The sequence below is a fragment of the Dysgonomonas sp. Marseille-P4677 genome (assembly GCF_016652235.1).
In the GTDB taxonomy this organism is placed as follows: domain Bacteria; phylum Bacteroidota; class Bacteroidia; order Bacteroidales; family Dysgonomonadaceae; genus Dysgonomonas.
The window spans coordinates 1-15467 of the sequence record NZ_JAEPKU010000100.1; the positions used below are offsets into that span (position 1 = coordinate 1).

General features: G+C 33.1%; 16 protein-coding genes and 1 pseudogene. 9 read left to right on the forward strand and 8 right to left on the reverse strand.

All coding sequences use genetic code 11. The features are described 5' to 3' along the window. Positions 1-387: 387 nt before the first annotated feature. Positions 388-1098, reverse strand: a complete 711-nt coding sequence (locus tag JGH11_RS14695) for an AAA family ATPase (RefSeq protein WP_201113066.1) — start codon at positions 1096-1098, stop codon at positions 388-390. Between the two features lie 75 nt (positions 1099-1173). Here JGH11_RS14695 and JGH11_RS14700 point away from each other — a divergent pair, with 75 nt between their 5' ends. Continuing rightward, positions 1174-2823, forward strand: a complete 1650-nt coding sequence (locus JGH11_RS14700) for a hypothetical protein (RefSeq protein ID WP_201113068.1) — start codon at positions 1174-1176, stop codon at positions 2821-2823. 231 nt (positions 2824-3054) lie between these two features. Here JGH11_RS14700 and JGH11_RS14705 read toward each other — a convergent pair whose 3' ends face one another. The 4 genes from JGH11_RS14705 to JGH11_RS14720 form a co-directional block, all read right to left on the reverse strand. Then, entirely contained in the window at positions 3055-3783 is a 729-nt protein-coding gene (locus JGH11_RS14705) for an AAA family ATPase (RefSeq protein ID WP_201113070.1), read from the reverse strand. A gap of 433 nt (positions 3784-4216) precedes the next feature. Continuing rightward, entirely contained in the window at positions 4217-4918 is a 702-nt protein-coding gene (locus tag JGH11_RS14710) for a hypothetical protein (protein WP_201113072.1), read from the reverse strand. A gap of 104 nt (positions 4919-5022) precedes the next feature. Beyond that, positions 5023-5895, reverse strand: a complete 873-nt coding sequence (locus JGH11_RS14715) for a C39 family peptidase (RefSeq protein WP_201113074.1) — start codon at positions 5893-5895, stop codon at positions 5023-5025. A 117-nt stretch (positions 5896-6012) separates the two neighbouring features. Beyond that, entirely contained in the window at positions 6013-7440 is a 1428-nt protein-coding gene (locus JGH11_RS14720) for a DUF6734 family protein (RefSeq protein WP_201113076.1), read from the reverse strand. Positions 7441-7537: 97 nt separating this feature from the next. On the opposite strand from JGH11_RS14720, the gene glf reads away from it, so the two are divergent. From glf to JGH11_RS14735, 3 genes are read left to right on the forward strand one after another with little or no spacing between them, the layout of a single operon-like run. Beyond that, on the forward strand, positions 7538-8647 hold the full coding sequence (gene glf, locus JGH11_RS14725) for a UDP-galactopyranose mutase (protein ID WP_236264007.1): 1110 nt from the start codon (positions 7538-7540) through the stop codon (positions 8645-8647). A gap of 53 nt (positions 8648-8700) precedes the next feature. Continuing rightward, entirely contained in the window at positions 8701-9399 is a 699-nt protein-coding gene (locus tag JGH11_RS14730; RefSeq protein WP_201113078.1) for a glycosyltransferase family 32 protein, read from the forward strand. A gap of 26 nt (positions 9400-9425) precedes the next feature. Continuing rightward, the gene (locus tag JGH11_RS14735; RefSeq protein ID WP_201113080.1) at positions 9426-11279 is read left to right on the forward strand and encodes a glycosyltransferase family 2 protein; all 1854 of its coding nucleotides are present in this window, start codon (positions 9426-9428) and stop codon (positions 11277-11279) included. A gap of 373 nt (positions 11280-11652) precedes the next feature. On the opposite strand, the gene JGH11_RS14740 is transcribed toward JGH11_RS14735, so the two are convergent. Next, positions 11653-12396, reverse strand: a complete 744-nt coding sequence (locus tag JGH11_RS14740; RefSeq protein ID WP_201113082.1) for an IS3 family transposase — start codon at positions 12394-12396, stop codon at positions 11653-11655. Further along, entirely contained in the window at positions 12336-12530 is a 195-nt protein-coding gene (locus JGH11_RS14745) for a hypothetical protein (RefSeq protein ID WP_236264008.1), read from the reverse strand. Before JGH11_RS14745 ends, JGH11_RS14740 begins: the two co-directional genes overlap by 61 nt. Positions 12531-12661: 131 nt before the next feature. On the opposite strand from JGH11_RS14745, the gene JGH11_RS14750 reads away from it, so the two are divergent. Both JGH11_RS14750 and JGH11_RS14755 read left to right on the forward strand, forming a co-directional pair. Beyond that, complete coding sequence (locus JGH11_RS14750; RefSeq protein WP_201113086.1) at positions 12662-12838, forward strand: hypothetical protein; 177 nt, start codon at positions 12662-12664, stop codon at positions 12836-12838. A gap of 301 nt (positions 12839-13139) precedes the next feature. Beyond that, positions 13140-13604 carry a hypothetical protein gene (locus tag JGH11_RS14755; RefSeq protein WP_201113088.1) on the forward strand — a complete coding sequence of 155 codons (465 nt, stop codon included), beginning with the start codon at positions 13140-13142 and terminating at the stop codon, positions 13602-13604. A 32-nt stretch (positions 13605-13636) separates the two neighbouring features. Here the strand turns inward: JGH11_RS14755 and JGH11_RS14760 are convergent, their stop codons facing one another. Further along, entirely contained in the window at positions 13637-14104 is a 468-nt protein-coding gene (locus JGH11_RS14760; protein ID WP_201113090.1) for a HEPN domain-containing protein, read from the reverse strand. Between the two features lie 248 nt (positions 14105-14352). Between JGH11_RS14760 and JGH11_RS14765 the strand changes: the two genes are divergently transcribed. The 3 genes and pseudogenes from JGH11_RS14765 to JGH11_RS20270 form a co-directional block, all read left to right on the forward strand. Then, complete coding sequence (locus tag JGH11_RS14765) at positions 14353-14535, forward strand: hypothetical protein (RefSeq protein WP_201113092.1); 183 nt, start codon at positions 14353-14355, stop codon at positions 14533-14535. Between the two features lie 234 nt (positions 14536-14769). Next, entirely contained in the window at positions 14770-14964 is a 195-nt protein-coding gene (locus JGH11_RS14770; protein ID WP_201113094.1) for a hypothetical protein, read from the forward strand. A 304-nt stretch (positions 14965-15268) separates the two neighbouring features. Further along, positions 15269-15467, forward strand: a pseudogene (locus JGH11_RS20270) (T9SS C-terminal target domain-containing protein); the annotation flags it as partial.

The window sequence follows — 15467 nt, forward strand, 5'->3', positions numbered from 1 at the left end:
GACATGTACCATCTACAGGTAAAGCTGCCCCAGTAGATAAAAATCTATAAAATTGACATGCACTACCCCATTCCTTTCCAAAATAAGCTCTTTCCAGATCGCTCATATCTCTACATTTTTTTTTATTGAAAGGCTATATATTACTATTACTAACACAGACTTAATATCCTCCTCCACAGTCACGATCGTTATTACACTCATCTTTCAAAATTGGTTCCACACTAGACTCACTACTAGCGGAAGATCCATAATACCAACTAGCGAAATGTAAATCCATAGCACCTCCAGAGTCATTACCAGTATTGGAATTTGCCCCTCTTCTATTCCCCCTTTTATTAGACTTGGTGTTATACTACTACTTTTTCTATAATTGATTTTAGAAACTATTTAACTCAGCCCTAATTCCTGTATCATTATATGATAATTGTTTATAAAATACTTAATTAATTTATAATGCTCTGTATCTTCATAATTTATAAGATTCAAACCATTATCTGTTACATCATAAATATCTGCATTTGGATATGCCATTAAAATAGGCGAATGGGTAGCAATAATGAATTGTGAATTTTTGTCTACTAATTCTTTCATCATTACTAATAATGAAAGCTGATTGGCTACAGAAAGAGCCGATTCAGGTTCATCTAAAATGTATAATCCATTTCCTGAGAACCTATTTTTCACCAAAGCCAAGAAACTTTCTCCATGAGATCGTTCATGAAGTGAGCCTCCATAATGATACTGAACTCCATATTGCTCTATAGCAGTAGCGACATTATAAAAACTTTCTGCTCTCAGAAAGAAACCATCTTTTTCACGATAAGGTGATCTGATTAATTTCAGATTATTAAATAGGCTAGAATGTGATTCTTTTGTTTGAAAATTAAAATTACGGGTTCCTCCTTCCGGATTAAATCCTGCATTTATAGCTATAGCCTCGATTAAAGTAGATTTTCCAGAACCATTATCTCCAACAATAAATGTAACACTTTTTTGAAGTGTTAATCCATTCAGCTTTGCTATTGAAGGTATATTATATGGATATACATTCCTTTCTTCAATAGATTTAATATTCTTTATTTGACTAATATATATCATAACTTCCTACCTTTACTTTTTCTGTGAAGATATAAAATTTTGTATCTTGTCTTTCGAAAATAATATTGAAATATAATGAAAAAAATAAATGTCTTCATTCTTTTATTAATCCTGTATTACAATAACTGCTATCTTGTAGCGCAAGATAATGAATGGAAGCTATCTGAATATTCAGAACTGAAAGGCAGAATATGGAAAATAGATGATAAAATCAAATATTTTGTAGATTCTGCCACTAGCATAGACCAACGAAATACTATTGTAAAAAAAACAAAACAATACTTAGCAGAAAACCTAAAGTTACTCAATAAATCTACACTAGACGACTCCATCTATCTAGTAGTAGTTCGTGATGGAAAAACGATAGAATATCTTAGACATTCCTGGCTATCTACACCTAAAGGGAATCAAAATATGTCTATCAATCTGCTAATATGTATTTATTCCGATAAGCTAGACGCTATTCAACCTGGCTTGATGGATATGATTCTGAAGATAAAATGGGGCGAACAAAATAGTTCGCTTAACTGGTTACACAAAGGATTAGTATATATATCAAATCCTCAAGAGGACAATAGTCAGGGATACACTTTAGAAAATAAATATACTTTCCTGCTGCAAAATTACAAACTTCTACCAAATAATCAACTACTTGAAGAAACTGAAATAGATTCAAATTTAATTCCCTTTGCAAATAGTCAATCAGCCTATATTACAAAATATATTTTAGAAAAATATGGAATAGAAAAAATAAAGACTTTACTAACAGAGGGTATGTCACAGTTCAAAAAAATATATGGCTTGAGCTTTAGTAATATCATATTAACTATAAACCAAAATTTAAATAACAAACATACTAAGTCAATAAACCTTAACAAAGACATTTTTTATAGAGAGTGCTTCATTAAATCTATATTAGCAGATTGGCATCCATTTTACTGGAATGACAAAATAGTAATGATGAGGAAAATCGATAATAATATTGAATATATTGTTCCTTACACTAAATTTCTAAATGTAGGAGACAATATCGTCAATAAAACAAAACAATATTTAACAAATAATCTTGCATTAGTCAACGAACATGAATTTACTGAGCCTATTCGTGTTATTGTTATGGAGGATAGAGATGCATTAGAGACTATTTTGGGCGTTAGAATCGGGGGGCTTTTTAGATTTGAGGCTGATATTGACTATATGCATTCAAGCACTGAAAATCAAAATACAATCTATGCGATCTATGATGAGAACAAGAATCATAATACACTTAAACATGAACTAATGCATGCCATCACCATGTTAAAATGGGGAAAGTTAGAGAAAGGAAATCAATTAGATTGGCTTATTGAAGGAATAGCCACTTTTGCAGATTCAAGCACCTATAACTGCGATGGACTTACTTTGGAAGAAAGATATATTTTTCTATTGTATGAAGGAAAAATTCTAGAATCAGAAGATTTGATGACCTATCCTGATATATTGGACAGCGTTAAACTAAGAATAGCTTATAATCAATCGGCTTATATAGTAGAATATCTTTTAAGAAACTATGGAGCAGAAAAGATAAAGCTATTGTGGAGTAGCGGAATGGATAATTTTGAGGAAATATACAAAGTGAGCTTTGAAAAGATTATTTTAGAAATTGCTAGTAGTCTTTATACAAAATTCCCCAAGCAAAATACTACTTTTACTTGGGAGAAATTTAATAAAGATTGTATAAACTAATCCGCACATACATTACTAACAGAAGCCCCTGAATCAACAAGAGAATCATATGTCGACTGAGACATACGCTCCAGTTCCACCAGATAAACCAGAACTGTAATTAGAATGTTATCTCCATAACATGCAGAACAATCCCATAAAAAATTGCGATTAACTTTAAACTTAATCGTGTTATCTCAATTTAGAACAGTAATTATTTTTCATCATTGATATTAATATCCATCGACGTAACTATACAAGGCCCAATTCTTTGGCCATTATTTGGTGGTTATTGATGAAATATTTTGTTAGCTTAAACTGTTCTGTATCCTCATAATTTACCAAATTCAATCCATTTTCTGATACTTGATAAATATCGGCACTAGGGTATGCTATTAATATAGGCGAATGGGTTGCAATAATAAATTGCGAATTTTTGTCTACTAAATCTTTCATCATTACTAATAATGAAAGCTGATTGGCAATAGAAAGTGCTGATTCAGGTTCATCTAAGATATATAATCCATCACCTGAAAACCTATTCTGGATTAAGGCTAAGAAGCTTTCTCCATGAGATCGCTCATGGAGAGAGCCACCATAATATAAATCTTGCTTAGATCTTTCAAATTCAAAAAGTTTATCAATTTCAGAAGCGACATTATAAAAACTTTCTGCCCTCAGAAAAAAACCATCTTTTTCACGATAAGCAGATCTGATTAATTTCAGATTATTAAATAGGCTAGAATGTGATTCTTTTGTTTGAAAATTAAAATTACGGGTTCCTCCTTCCGGATTAAATCCTGCATTTATGGCTATAGCCTCAATTAAGGTAGATTTTCCAGAACCATTTTCTCCAACAATAAATGTAACATTTTTTTGAAGTGTTAATTCATTCAGGTTTGCTATTGAAGGTATATTATATGGATATATATTCCTTTCTTCAATAGATTTGGTATTTTTCACTTGATTAATATATATCATAATTCTACAAAAAAATCCCCTATCTTATTTTTTGTGAAGATAGAGAATTTTTCTAAATATAGTTTTTCGTTTTTATAATTTAGATATAAAGCTTTTATTAGCTCTGACAATTCCAGGTTGCACCTCTACGACCTATACATTGATGATAACATGCATTATATTTAGTTAGTCCATTGTGAAATCTAGAAACAGAGCCTCCCTCGCTGCTGACAAGCTGTATATAATCCTAAAAACTCAGATTTATACAATTCTACATCACCTGTAAAACACACCATGATTGTAAAAAGAGCTACCCCTACACCTGTTCCAACTGCGGTTCTGCACAAACAATACCTGATCTACCTCACGAAAAGAATATAGATTCAAATATCAGATTGCTTTTGAAAGATGCTATCAACAATAATAAACTGGAAAATAATGTCTCAATCTTTTCTCATTTGTTTAGATTTTCATATATTTGAATATAATTCTCTACAGATCCAAAATGGTATTCTATAAGTAAATTTAAAGAATCAAATATTTGACCATCTGTGGTAAAGAAGAAGGATTTCCCATCTTTGTCTTTATAACCAAAATATTTATAGTTGAAAATTTCATTTGGGAATAAAGATAATAAGAAAGCATCTTTATAGTTTGACGGAATTTTTTCATTTATAATTGATAAAGATAAAGAATCGGATTTTATAATAGAATAAATCGGTGGAGCAGTTTTACTTATAATCACTTTATAAAAGTTTTCCTTCTCAGGCAAATAAGCAATATATTCTGTTTGATTAGCATCCCACAAAAAAATGCTATCATTTTTTACATTGATATATTTAAAGGATAAAAAAAGATTTTTTGATTGGGAGTCTTTTATATTAATGATACCCTCCACTGAACCTTCGAGTTTATCGGACTTAATTTCTTTATCTGTTGAGAAAGGTTTACTATTAATCTTGATAATTGTATCTTTTTCTATTATTGATGAATAACAATCATTCTCTATATAAATAAGTTGTTTAGATTCCTTATCGACCTCTCTCAATTCAAAGAAAAACTTACTTCTTTTTATATTTTCATTTCCTAATATTTTGAATGGATAACAATACACAAACATTAAAGATAGGAGTATTGTTAGATATGTTTTTTGCATAATTTTTTATTTTAAATTATTGCTGTATTTCAATTTATTAGATTTATAGACAATAAACCTCAATAACCAAATATACAGCAATAATTATTTATAACAAAGCTTTTTTAGTGTTTATTTATGTCTTTTGCAACAAGAAAGTATTGAAAATTAGACTTTCCATTCGAATCGAAAACATTTTCCTGGTGGAACTTACTTGTGTCTAGAGGATCGTAATATTTAAAATAGTGATTCCCATTCTGTTGTTCATAGCCTAGAATAACTACCGAATGGTTAGTCCCGTCTTTAAGCTTTATATTACTAAAGATTGGATTTCTTTTCTCTATTTCGTTTGGTAATAATGATAAGTCTGTTATTTCGAATGAATCAAAAAAATAGCTAACAGCTTTAAGCATTTGTTCCACATTCAAACCATTTTTAGCAATGTCTAGTTGAGTAATATTTAAAAGAGAGGTTAATGTTTGAATAAATTCTCCGTAAGTAGACCATGCTCCTAAATACTTAAGCGTTTGCTCAATACAGGTTGGTCCACAATCCGCATTGTGAATCTGAGGTTTACCTAAAGGAAAATTATTAGGATTTCGATTGTCTTGACTGTTGGTGTTGTTGCCACTAGTACCGCCTCCACTAGTGATATACGATCCTGAACCAGACCCATAATAACTTCCCGAAGCCCAAGGGCCCCAATTATATGATCCGTTACTTCCGTAACTGTAGCTTCCCGAAGAACCCTTATCACAGTTAGGACATTCGCCCCATTCATATTTTGCTCCACATCGGATGCACGTCGAAGGGTCTGATTTTGATCCGGAGCTTGAACTGGCAGAACCATATACTACTACTTCTTTTAAAGAGCCTCCATCCAAAATACTTCCTGAACTCGAAAATGAACTCATTGTCTGCATAGACATCATAGCCTGTGCCTCCTGCGATTGCAGAGAGAATTTTCTTAACTTAAGATCATCTACATTTTTTGTCATTTGTTTTTGTTTTAAAAATTAATTATTAAGTTGATAATTACGCTTGCAGGCATTATTCTTTGTATAGATAAATTCAATAAAAAAATATTGGGATTTTTATCCATTTATTTACATTTTTTATTCAATGTAAATAAGTTTGTAGTAGAAAAGGTATTCAAGAGAAAGCAATACAGATTGATATATTTTAGCATTATTATTTCTGATTTCTTCAGGGAAGCATTTTTTTATTTTACTTAATAAGCTAGTAAAAGTTCTTTGCTTTCCCAATAATACCAATATATTGTAATGTATATCATTTATAGGCACTTCCTTGTATCCATCATGCAGTAAGGTGGGAATACAAGCAATATCGAATTTGTAAAAGGCAAAATCTTTTGACACCCTGTTTTTCATAAAATCTTTTGTCATGTAATCCCAATTTTCAGGTATTTGGAAAATGAACAAATGCGGATTTGTTTTTAGCTTTATCAATGCGCGTTTCTTTTTAGTATTATTGAGAAAACTGAAATAGTTATATGATTTCTTTTCCTGATCCAGCAGTTCGTCTTGAGAAATATCACTCCATTGCAGAAACGATTTGTCAAGGAAATCTTTGTACTGTGCTAAGCTTTCCTGCATTTTGGTTAACGGATTGAGAGCTATATATTTGTTTTTGCATTTACCCAACCGCTTATTATTTTCAGGGAATAATTCTATGATCCGATGATAATATTCAGGGTATTTATTCAATAATGTACGGCTTAGCAACTCACAAATCCGTTCATTTTGCTTATGCCCTCCTATAATGTGCATCAATTTATTACTATCAAAAGTGTAAAAGTCACAAAATTCATTATAGGAGTATCCATTATCATTTATACGGTGATCGATTATGGTCGATACTTCAGTCTTCTTTTTCTTTACAAGACAATGAAACAATATCTGTTCGAATAGGATATTATAATTAACATTGGCGACCCAATCTTCGGCATACCTCAAACGGTTATTTTCTATAAAATTGAATGCAGCCCGGCAATATTCTTTAATAAATTTCAAGTCGTTTCCCCCTAATACTCCGGCATTGTAAGATGAAACTGAATCTTTTTTCATTTCCTCCAATAATAATTTCGGAATGGATATCGGCTGATTCAATATATGATCAACCATCTTTTTGTAATATGCCGTTCCTATTTCTGCATTTTGGGCAATTAATGCGCCTGACTCAATCTTCTCAGATATTCCATTAGGTAAATAGACATCACCGTCTACATGAATAAAAGGTTTATCCTGTATAGAATAAGTAAAAAGTTTCGTATAAGCCCAAAAGTCTCTATGGCAATTCATATTATCATATTGCACGATTATTTCACTATACGGAAGCTTAAGATGATTGTGAAAAATGGCATAACCTTTCGAATCTGTATTTAGTACTACGTCATCGTAATGTTTTCTTAAGGTCAGGCAACTTAAAGCCCAAGACATTAGATTATACTGAGGATGTTTCCATCCAAAACTATCTTTCAGCAAGTCTTTATTTGCTGTCCATAATGTTTGTACTGCTCTCATAATTTCATTGTTTCCCCTATAGATAAATTGGAAAATAAAAAATTGACTTTGAGAATTTTTTTCAGATTTTCCAATTTTTTCAAATAGAATTATCTATATGAAAAAACTAATGAAGAATTACAAATACGATTATCTCTTGGTCGGAGCCGGCTTATTCAGCGCCATCTTTGCCCATGAAGCAACGAAGAAAGGTAAACGATGCCTTGTTGTAGAAAAAAGGAATCATATAGGAGGAAACCTCTACTGTGAAAATATTGCAGGAATAAATATGCATAAATACGGAGCGCATATCTTCCATACGAATGATAAACATATCTGGGATTATATGAATGAATTATGCGATTTCAACCATTACATAAATTCACCTTTGGCCAGATATAAAAATGAATTATATAACCTACCATTCAATATGAATACCTTTTACCAATTATGGGGAGTAACTGCACCGCAAGAGGCAAAAAGTAAAATCGATGAACAAAGGTATAAAATAGATAATCCAAGAAATTTTGAAGAACAAGCATTATCCTTAATTGGTAAAGATATTTATAAAAAATTAATAAAAGGCTATACTGAGAAACAATGGGGAATGGAAGCTAAACTATTGCCTTCATTCATTATCAATCGTATTCCTATAAGATTTACTTACGACAATAACTATTTTAATAATTTATATCAAGGTATACCACAAGGAGGATATAACCGGATTTTTAATAAATGCTTCGATGGTTGTGACATTTATATTAATACTGACTTTTTTGAAAATAAAGACATTGTAAAATCAGCCGACAAAACAGTCTTTACAGGGATGATTGATCAATATTATAATTATTGTTTCGGACAACTGGAATACCGTTCATTAAAATTTGAGCATGAATTGCTAGATATAGAGAATTATCAGGGTAATGCGGTTGTCAATTATACCGATCCGCATGTTCCTTATACACGCATTCTGGAGCATAAGCATTTTGAATTCGGCAAGCAATTGCATACCATTATCACAAAAGAATATCCACAAAAATGGGAAATAGAGCTAGAGCCTTACTATCCTGTCAATACTGACGAAAATCAAGATAAATTGGCTAAGTATCAAGCTTTAGCAAAGCAAGAGGAAAATGTTTTTTTTGGTGGCAGACTGGGAGCGTACAAATACTACGATATGGATCAGATTGTGACAGAATCATTAAAGCTTTTCAATAATATAAATTGAATTTATCTATATCAGATAAAACATTAATTCATTCATTTAAATTCATTAAAATTATGAAAGAAATACCGAAAATCATTCATCAAGTATGGTCAGGAGTCGACGAACCGTTACCGAAGCATTTTAGAGAACTGGGGAACTCGTGGAAAGAAAAGAATCCCGATTGGGAATATATGTTATGGGATAATAAAAAAATGAACGATCTGGTTCTGCAACATTATCCTCAATATTGGGAAACTTACAACAGTTTTAGATGTAATATTCAACGGTGGGATACAGTTCGATACTTAATTCTGGATAAAATCGGAGGGGTTTATGCCGATTTTGACACAGAGTGTTTAAAACCTTTAGATGAACTCTTAAAAGACCGAGAATGCTGTTTCTCTTTTGAGCCTGAAGAGTACCAACAATTGTACGGACATGTACCATTTTATTTCAACAACGCTTTTATGGCATCCGTTCCCGGTCATCCGTTTATGAAAAAAGCAATCGAAAGAGCATTTTATTATGAGCCTACCTGGCGTAACTCCAAGGATATATTAGGCACAACGGGGCCTCTTATGCTTATCCATCTCTATCAGGGGTACGAAGATAAAGATAGCATTTACCTGATTCCACCTGAACTAACATCTCCCCTGACCAGAGATGATACTGTCAACATAATGCATGGAAATAATGTGGATATTATTGAGAATAAACTAAAAGGCGCATATGCTATCCATTATTTCTTTACCGGGTGGTTAAATCAGCTGTAATTAATAATAACATAAACGTAAAAAGCATGAAAGGATTTTCCGTAATAATGCCGACATATAACCAAGGAGAGTTTATAAGACGGGCTGTTTTGAGTTTAATCAAACAAAGTTATTCCGAGTGGGAACTAATCATTGTAGATGATGGTTCAACCGATGGGGCAAAGGATAGTATACTTGATTTATTAGATGTGAATTCTAATATCGTTTTTATCAGAAACGAAACAAACAGGGGTATGGGATACGCAATCAATCAAGGTCTGGCTATTGCTAAATATGATCATATAGCATACCTTCCCTCCGATGATTTTTATTATACAGACCATCTTAAAGAAATAAAAGATAAATTTGACGAGTCTCCCAATACAGTATTAGTCTATACCGGAATGAAGTATGACCTCAGTGATTTATCAGGGTATGTTGACAACTATGAGACATTGGGATTCCGCGAAGGGTATAGCCTCCAGTTGATACAAACCGCCCATCGTAAGACTTCGGATAAATGGCTTGAAAGAGATGAATGGGTGACAGACAATCTGGCTCTTATGTTCTGGGACAAGCTTGAGGGCAAAGGAGATTTTGTTGCTACCAATAACATTACTTGTAACTGGACAAATCATCCACATCAAAGACATAAAATAATCAATGAAAAATATGGAGGCAGTGTACATTATTATAGAACCTATTATGATATAAAAAAGCCTGTCAAAATCAAGATATCGGATTATAAGTTTATTGATCAGGAGCATGAGTATAAAAATTTTCAAGAACCGATAAAACCGACAACTGATTCTCTTAAAATACTTATTGTCGGAGAGCTGGCATATCATCCCGATAGGATTTATGCTTTCGAACAAGCAGGTCACCAGCTATACGGTTTATGGCTGGAAAGACCGACTTCGAGCATAATGATGGTCGGGCCTCTACCATTTGGAAATGTTATAGATATACCATATGATGATTATGTAAATAAAGTTAATAAAATTAAACCCGATGTTATTTACGGATTATTGAGCACAGAAGCTATTCCGCTTGCTTATGAAGTTGTAAAGCGTTTTCCTGAAATACCTTTTGTATGGCATCTTAAAGAAAGTGGATTCCATGCGATGCGTATAGGAACATGGAAAAAGCTGGTCTATTTATATACTCATGCCGATGGGAAAATATTTATTAATGAGGAAATAAAAGCATGGTATGAACAATTTATTCCGAATGTTGGTACATCATTTATCTTGGATGGGGATCTTCCAAAAATTGATTACTTTAACGATAATTTTTCCAAACGCCTTTCAGACTCCAAGGATGAAATACATACCGTTATACCCGGAAGGTTAGTCGGTATTTCTCCCGCGGACGTACAAGCTTTAGCTAAAGAAAATATACATATACATGTCTATACAGAAAACTACCATCATTACAAAGTAGGTTATCTGCATCATCTGAAACAAGTAGCACCGGATCATATTCATCTACATCCTAATTGTATACAAGAAGATTGGGTAAAAGAATTCTCTCAATATGATGCAGGTTGGTTACACTATATCAGCAGCAACAATCAAGGGAATTTATTGAATGCAATCTGGGACGATTTGAATATACCAGCTAGAATGACAACATTAGCTGCGGCAGGTTTACCTGTGATCCAAAAAGATAATACCGGACATACTGTAGCGATGCAAAATATAATAAGACAAAAAGATGTTGGGATCTTTTTTAATGATATTGAAGATTTATGTAATCAGTTAAAAGATAAAAAACATATGAATAAACTACGTTCTAATATACTAGAAAAACGATATGAATTTAGTTTTGATTATCATTTACCTAATTTAATTTCATTCTTCAGAAAAGTAATCAGTAAGAAAAAAGGTGAGATTAATTAAGTTATCGGACATAGGCACTCATGAGAATTTATTGTTGAATACGATTACCCTGTAAACATAATTACATCACATGATGGTAAACCTAAATGGACGGCAGATAGATGTGTACAATGTTTAGTTTGCCCACATCGCTGCCGTCAAAAAGCAATGCAACATAAAACTGTCTTTTCCTGGAATAGGTTGTTGGGTTATGAATAATAACTGATTAGATTGTTAGTGTAAAATTTTATTACTTGCATAGGTTTACATCAATTACTTTAAGCTGATAATTTTTATAGGCTCTTTTGCTCCATCTTTTTCTGATTATACCTGTTTGTTGATAACACTGGCTTGGAGTTCTCATATCACAGTTTAAATGAGGACGCTTATTGTTCTAAATAGAAATAATTTCATCTATTCGAAGTTTTACATCTTCAAAGCAGAAGAAGTATTCATGATCCAGCCATTCATCTTTCAAGATACCATTTATCCTTTCTGCCACTGCATTTTGATAAGGATCACCATTCTCAGTCATACTGATACGAATATTATTCTCTTTCAATAAATTCACATATTCCTGACTACAGTATTGAACTCCTCTGTCTGAATGATGAATCAAGCCGATACGATCTTCACCCGGAATATGCTTTAGTGCCATTGTCAGTGCTCCTACAGCTCCATCGCGCTCTAAGGTCTGAGATAATCTATAGCCTACAATCAAATGAGAATAGACATCGGTTATCAACGAAAGATAAACAAAACCATTGTTTATAGGTATATAAGTAATATCACTTACCCATAGTTGATTGGTCTGGGTAAAGTTAAAGCCTCTTATCAGATTGGGATACTTTTTCATCCAATGTTTAGAGTTGGTGGTTATAGCATATTTTTTCTTCTTCTTAACCAACATCTTGTTATTACGAAGAATATCATATAAAATATCTCTGCCTATATCTATTCCTTTTTCTTTCAGCAGGCAATGGAGCTTTTTACCTCCCAGACGAGGCATATCCTTACGAATTAATCTTACCTGACTGATAATAAAACCTTCGTCCAAAGCCTTGCGTGTATTTTTATTCAATTGCTTGCAATATGCCTGTCTTGTATAGCCAAACAATCCACAAAAGTAGGCTTGCATACTTTATGTGGATTGTTCTTTGAGTCGGTAGACTGTTTGGCTTCGGACTTTTTTAGCAAGTCAATTCCATATTCTTCTTCAAGAATATCACCCATAATCTGATAACCTTCAAGTTTGAGTTGTGCCAGTTTCAATTGACGTTTTAAAACCTCATTTTCCAACTTAAGGGATAAATCTACTCAAACATGAGCAATTATCCCCTTCCGAGCTTTTTGAAAAGGATGAATACAAAGATTTCAGGACAATAAAAATACAACGTTCCAAAGTGTTACGATGCCGCCCAATATTCGGGGAATGGAGTTGCGATGTCGATCTTTGGTACGAAGAGACTCGTTTGGATGAACACGAAATAATAGATATTGTCAATTATGCGGGTCGATATATAGACATCTGCGATTATCGACCTAAATACGGCAGATTCCAAGCTACTGAAATAAGATAAATAATTTATAACGTTAGGTGTGGTGTGGTGTCACATGGCATGGTCAAAAGAGGTACGGTATGGCTCTTATGGAGTGGTCTTAAAAGTGCAATGGTTTTTCTAAGGTTCGATTCCTTAGGCACTACTATTTATTAAAATGCGATGGGCTTCGGTTTGGCATGGCGAGATATGGTGGGATGAGGTTTGGTGAAGTCTGGCATGGTATGGCTCTTACAGAGTGGTTTTAAAAGATAGTTTGGAATATACGGGAGTTCGATTCTCCTGCTATCTGCATTTTTTTATAATTTAACACTTAATAATTATGAAACACATTGAAATTAATTCCAACTCTTGGCTTTCGTTAATTGAAGAAATAAATAACACCTATAATCCAGGCGATATTATTTTGCACGAATGGCTTAAAGATAGATTTCATCTTCAAAAACCAAGATTTAAAGATTATTATAATGAAGACGATTTCATTCGGGGAGTAGGTCTTTACAATCTTGATTATTTAACCCTCATTGATACTTTGCGTGAGCAATTATTGAAGGATTGCAAAATCTGTCTAAGAAGTATACGTAACGAAGGGTACTCAATAATTCCTCCCAAAGAACAGGTAAAATATGGTTACGATATATTTATAAAAGAACTAAAAAGTTTAATAAAAAAAATCTATGCAATAATGAATAATGTACGTCCTGTTTCTGCCACACAAAGGGCAATAGCTAATGATAAAATAGCAAGATTTTCGCTAATCAAACAAATGCTTTCAGGATTAAAATAATTATTCTTATGGGGGAGTTTTGAGAAATATTTTCACTTCTCCCCATATTCCCCAATTTCCCCCTCACAAATCCTCTTAGTAATACCCCTAAGAAGTTCTACTTTAGGAATCAGCGCATCAATATCCTCTTTTGTAACGACAAACTTGGGATTATAACGGGCTTCCACATAAGCAGCTTTGATAAGGTCGAACAATCGCTTTTCTTCCGCAGGGAGAAGAGGAAAAACATTAGCCAAATCGGGCGAATAACTTTTGACTGATGAAGATAATTTGGATAAATTGTGTTGTTTGTTGCTTTTTAAGGTAAAGACTAAGCGGATAGCATAATAATAGTTTTCACAAGCTTGATGCAAATAAAATGATGCCATTTGATAACGATTCCTTTCTTTGTTAGTTATTGCATCATCAAAAAAGAAATTACCTTTTTCAAACTTTTCATTAAAATATTCCTCCGTTTGTTGTTTGATTTCAGTATAGTTTAATTTTCGTTTACGAGCCAATTTAAACTTACATCAGACTTGCGAAGCACTAGTAGTGAAAACGGCAAAGGGGGGGGCAATTGGACATTGTAATAAAAGGTGGTTCTTAGAAAAAGTGATTGACAGTTACATTTAATCTATCATCTAATCCAATACTATATCGAATAACCCAAAACCAACTTGCTTTCCGCTTCCGATGGTCGCAGAAAGGAGGATATCCCGGTGGGCTGGGGTCTGTAATAATTAAAAATAGGAAGGAATAAAAAACGATGAAGGATCATACTATACATACAAAAAAAGGCGGCCGCCCGAAGAAAAAATTAGGAGAGAAAAAGGCCTATTGTATCAACACAAAGTTGGGAACGGACCGAGAAATACGGTTTGCATATTGCCCGGAGGAAAGAGAAGATCAAAGAACATCGTCTCAGAGAGCCGGACAAGACCCGATATGAGATCTATCCCGCTTTAAAAGATGCTATCCCGCAATGTAAGAACTGAAGCAGTCTTTTAGTACCGGAAAGCGCAAAGTCGAACACCGGATATCCATCGATATAAAATCGTCATGGGTATTCCTTACCATGACAGGCCTGGTTATGCTGCTTATTATTGCCTTATCATTTTCTTACAAATAATGGCAACAGAATGGGAACCTGAAAAACAATGATTTGAAATACAGGTATGTATTAATGAAATCCGGATCAACGGCTGATCGATTGAAGTGGCTGGAAGAATCATTCCCCAGAAACAAGGACAGTATTCAAGCCAAAGTATTGCAGTATGAAATCCTTGTACAGAAACAAGCAAAAGCTATTATCCAGCAACAGTTGGATGAACAAGCCACAAAAGAGTTGAATGAGAAAATAAAAGGACAGAAAAAGTAATCTCCTAAAAAACAAACCCTCATTACTCCTATTCCTGCAAATCCGATTCGCAGGAATAGGAGTATAATCTTTAATTACGGATATAGAATAAATAGATCTATTTACTTATTCCCTATCATATTACAAAACCCTTAGAAAAAGCAATAAGCATGCTGTACAACATAAATTTAGAAGTTAAATATTTTATAAATTAGATTAATTTTAACAAACAAACTACATTGAGTAATTAGTCCTCGTATTGTTAATATATTATTGATCACTTAGTACATAAAACTAATATATATACATTTAGCGCATTAACACTATGAAAAAAAGAGCATCAATCCTTTTAATGTCCACAGGGTTTTTACTGCCTGTTTTTGGGCAGCTCAACAGTGATCACAACCATTACCGAACAGGAGATGTGTTAATTAAACAACAAGTTGAGTTTGTCGAACCCGGTCAGGGAGGCGTTAACCGTACCTGGGATTTCAGTACACTCAAAACGGTCAATGAGAGCTATA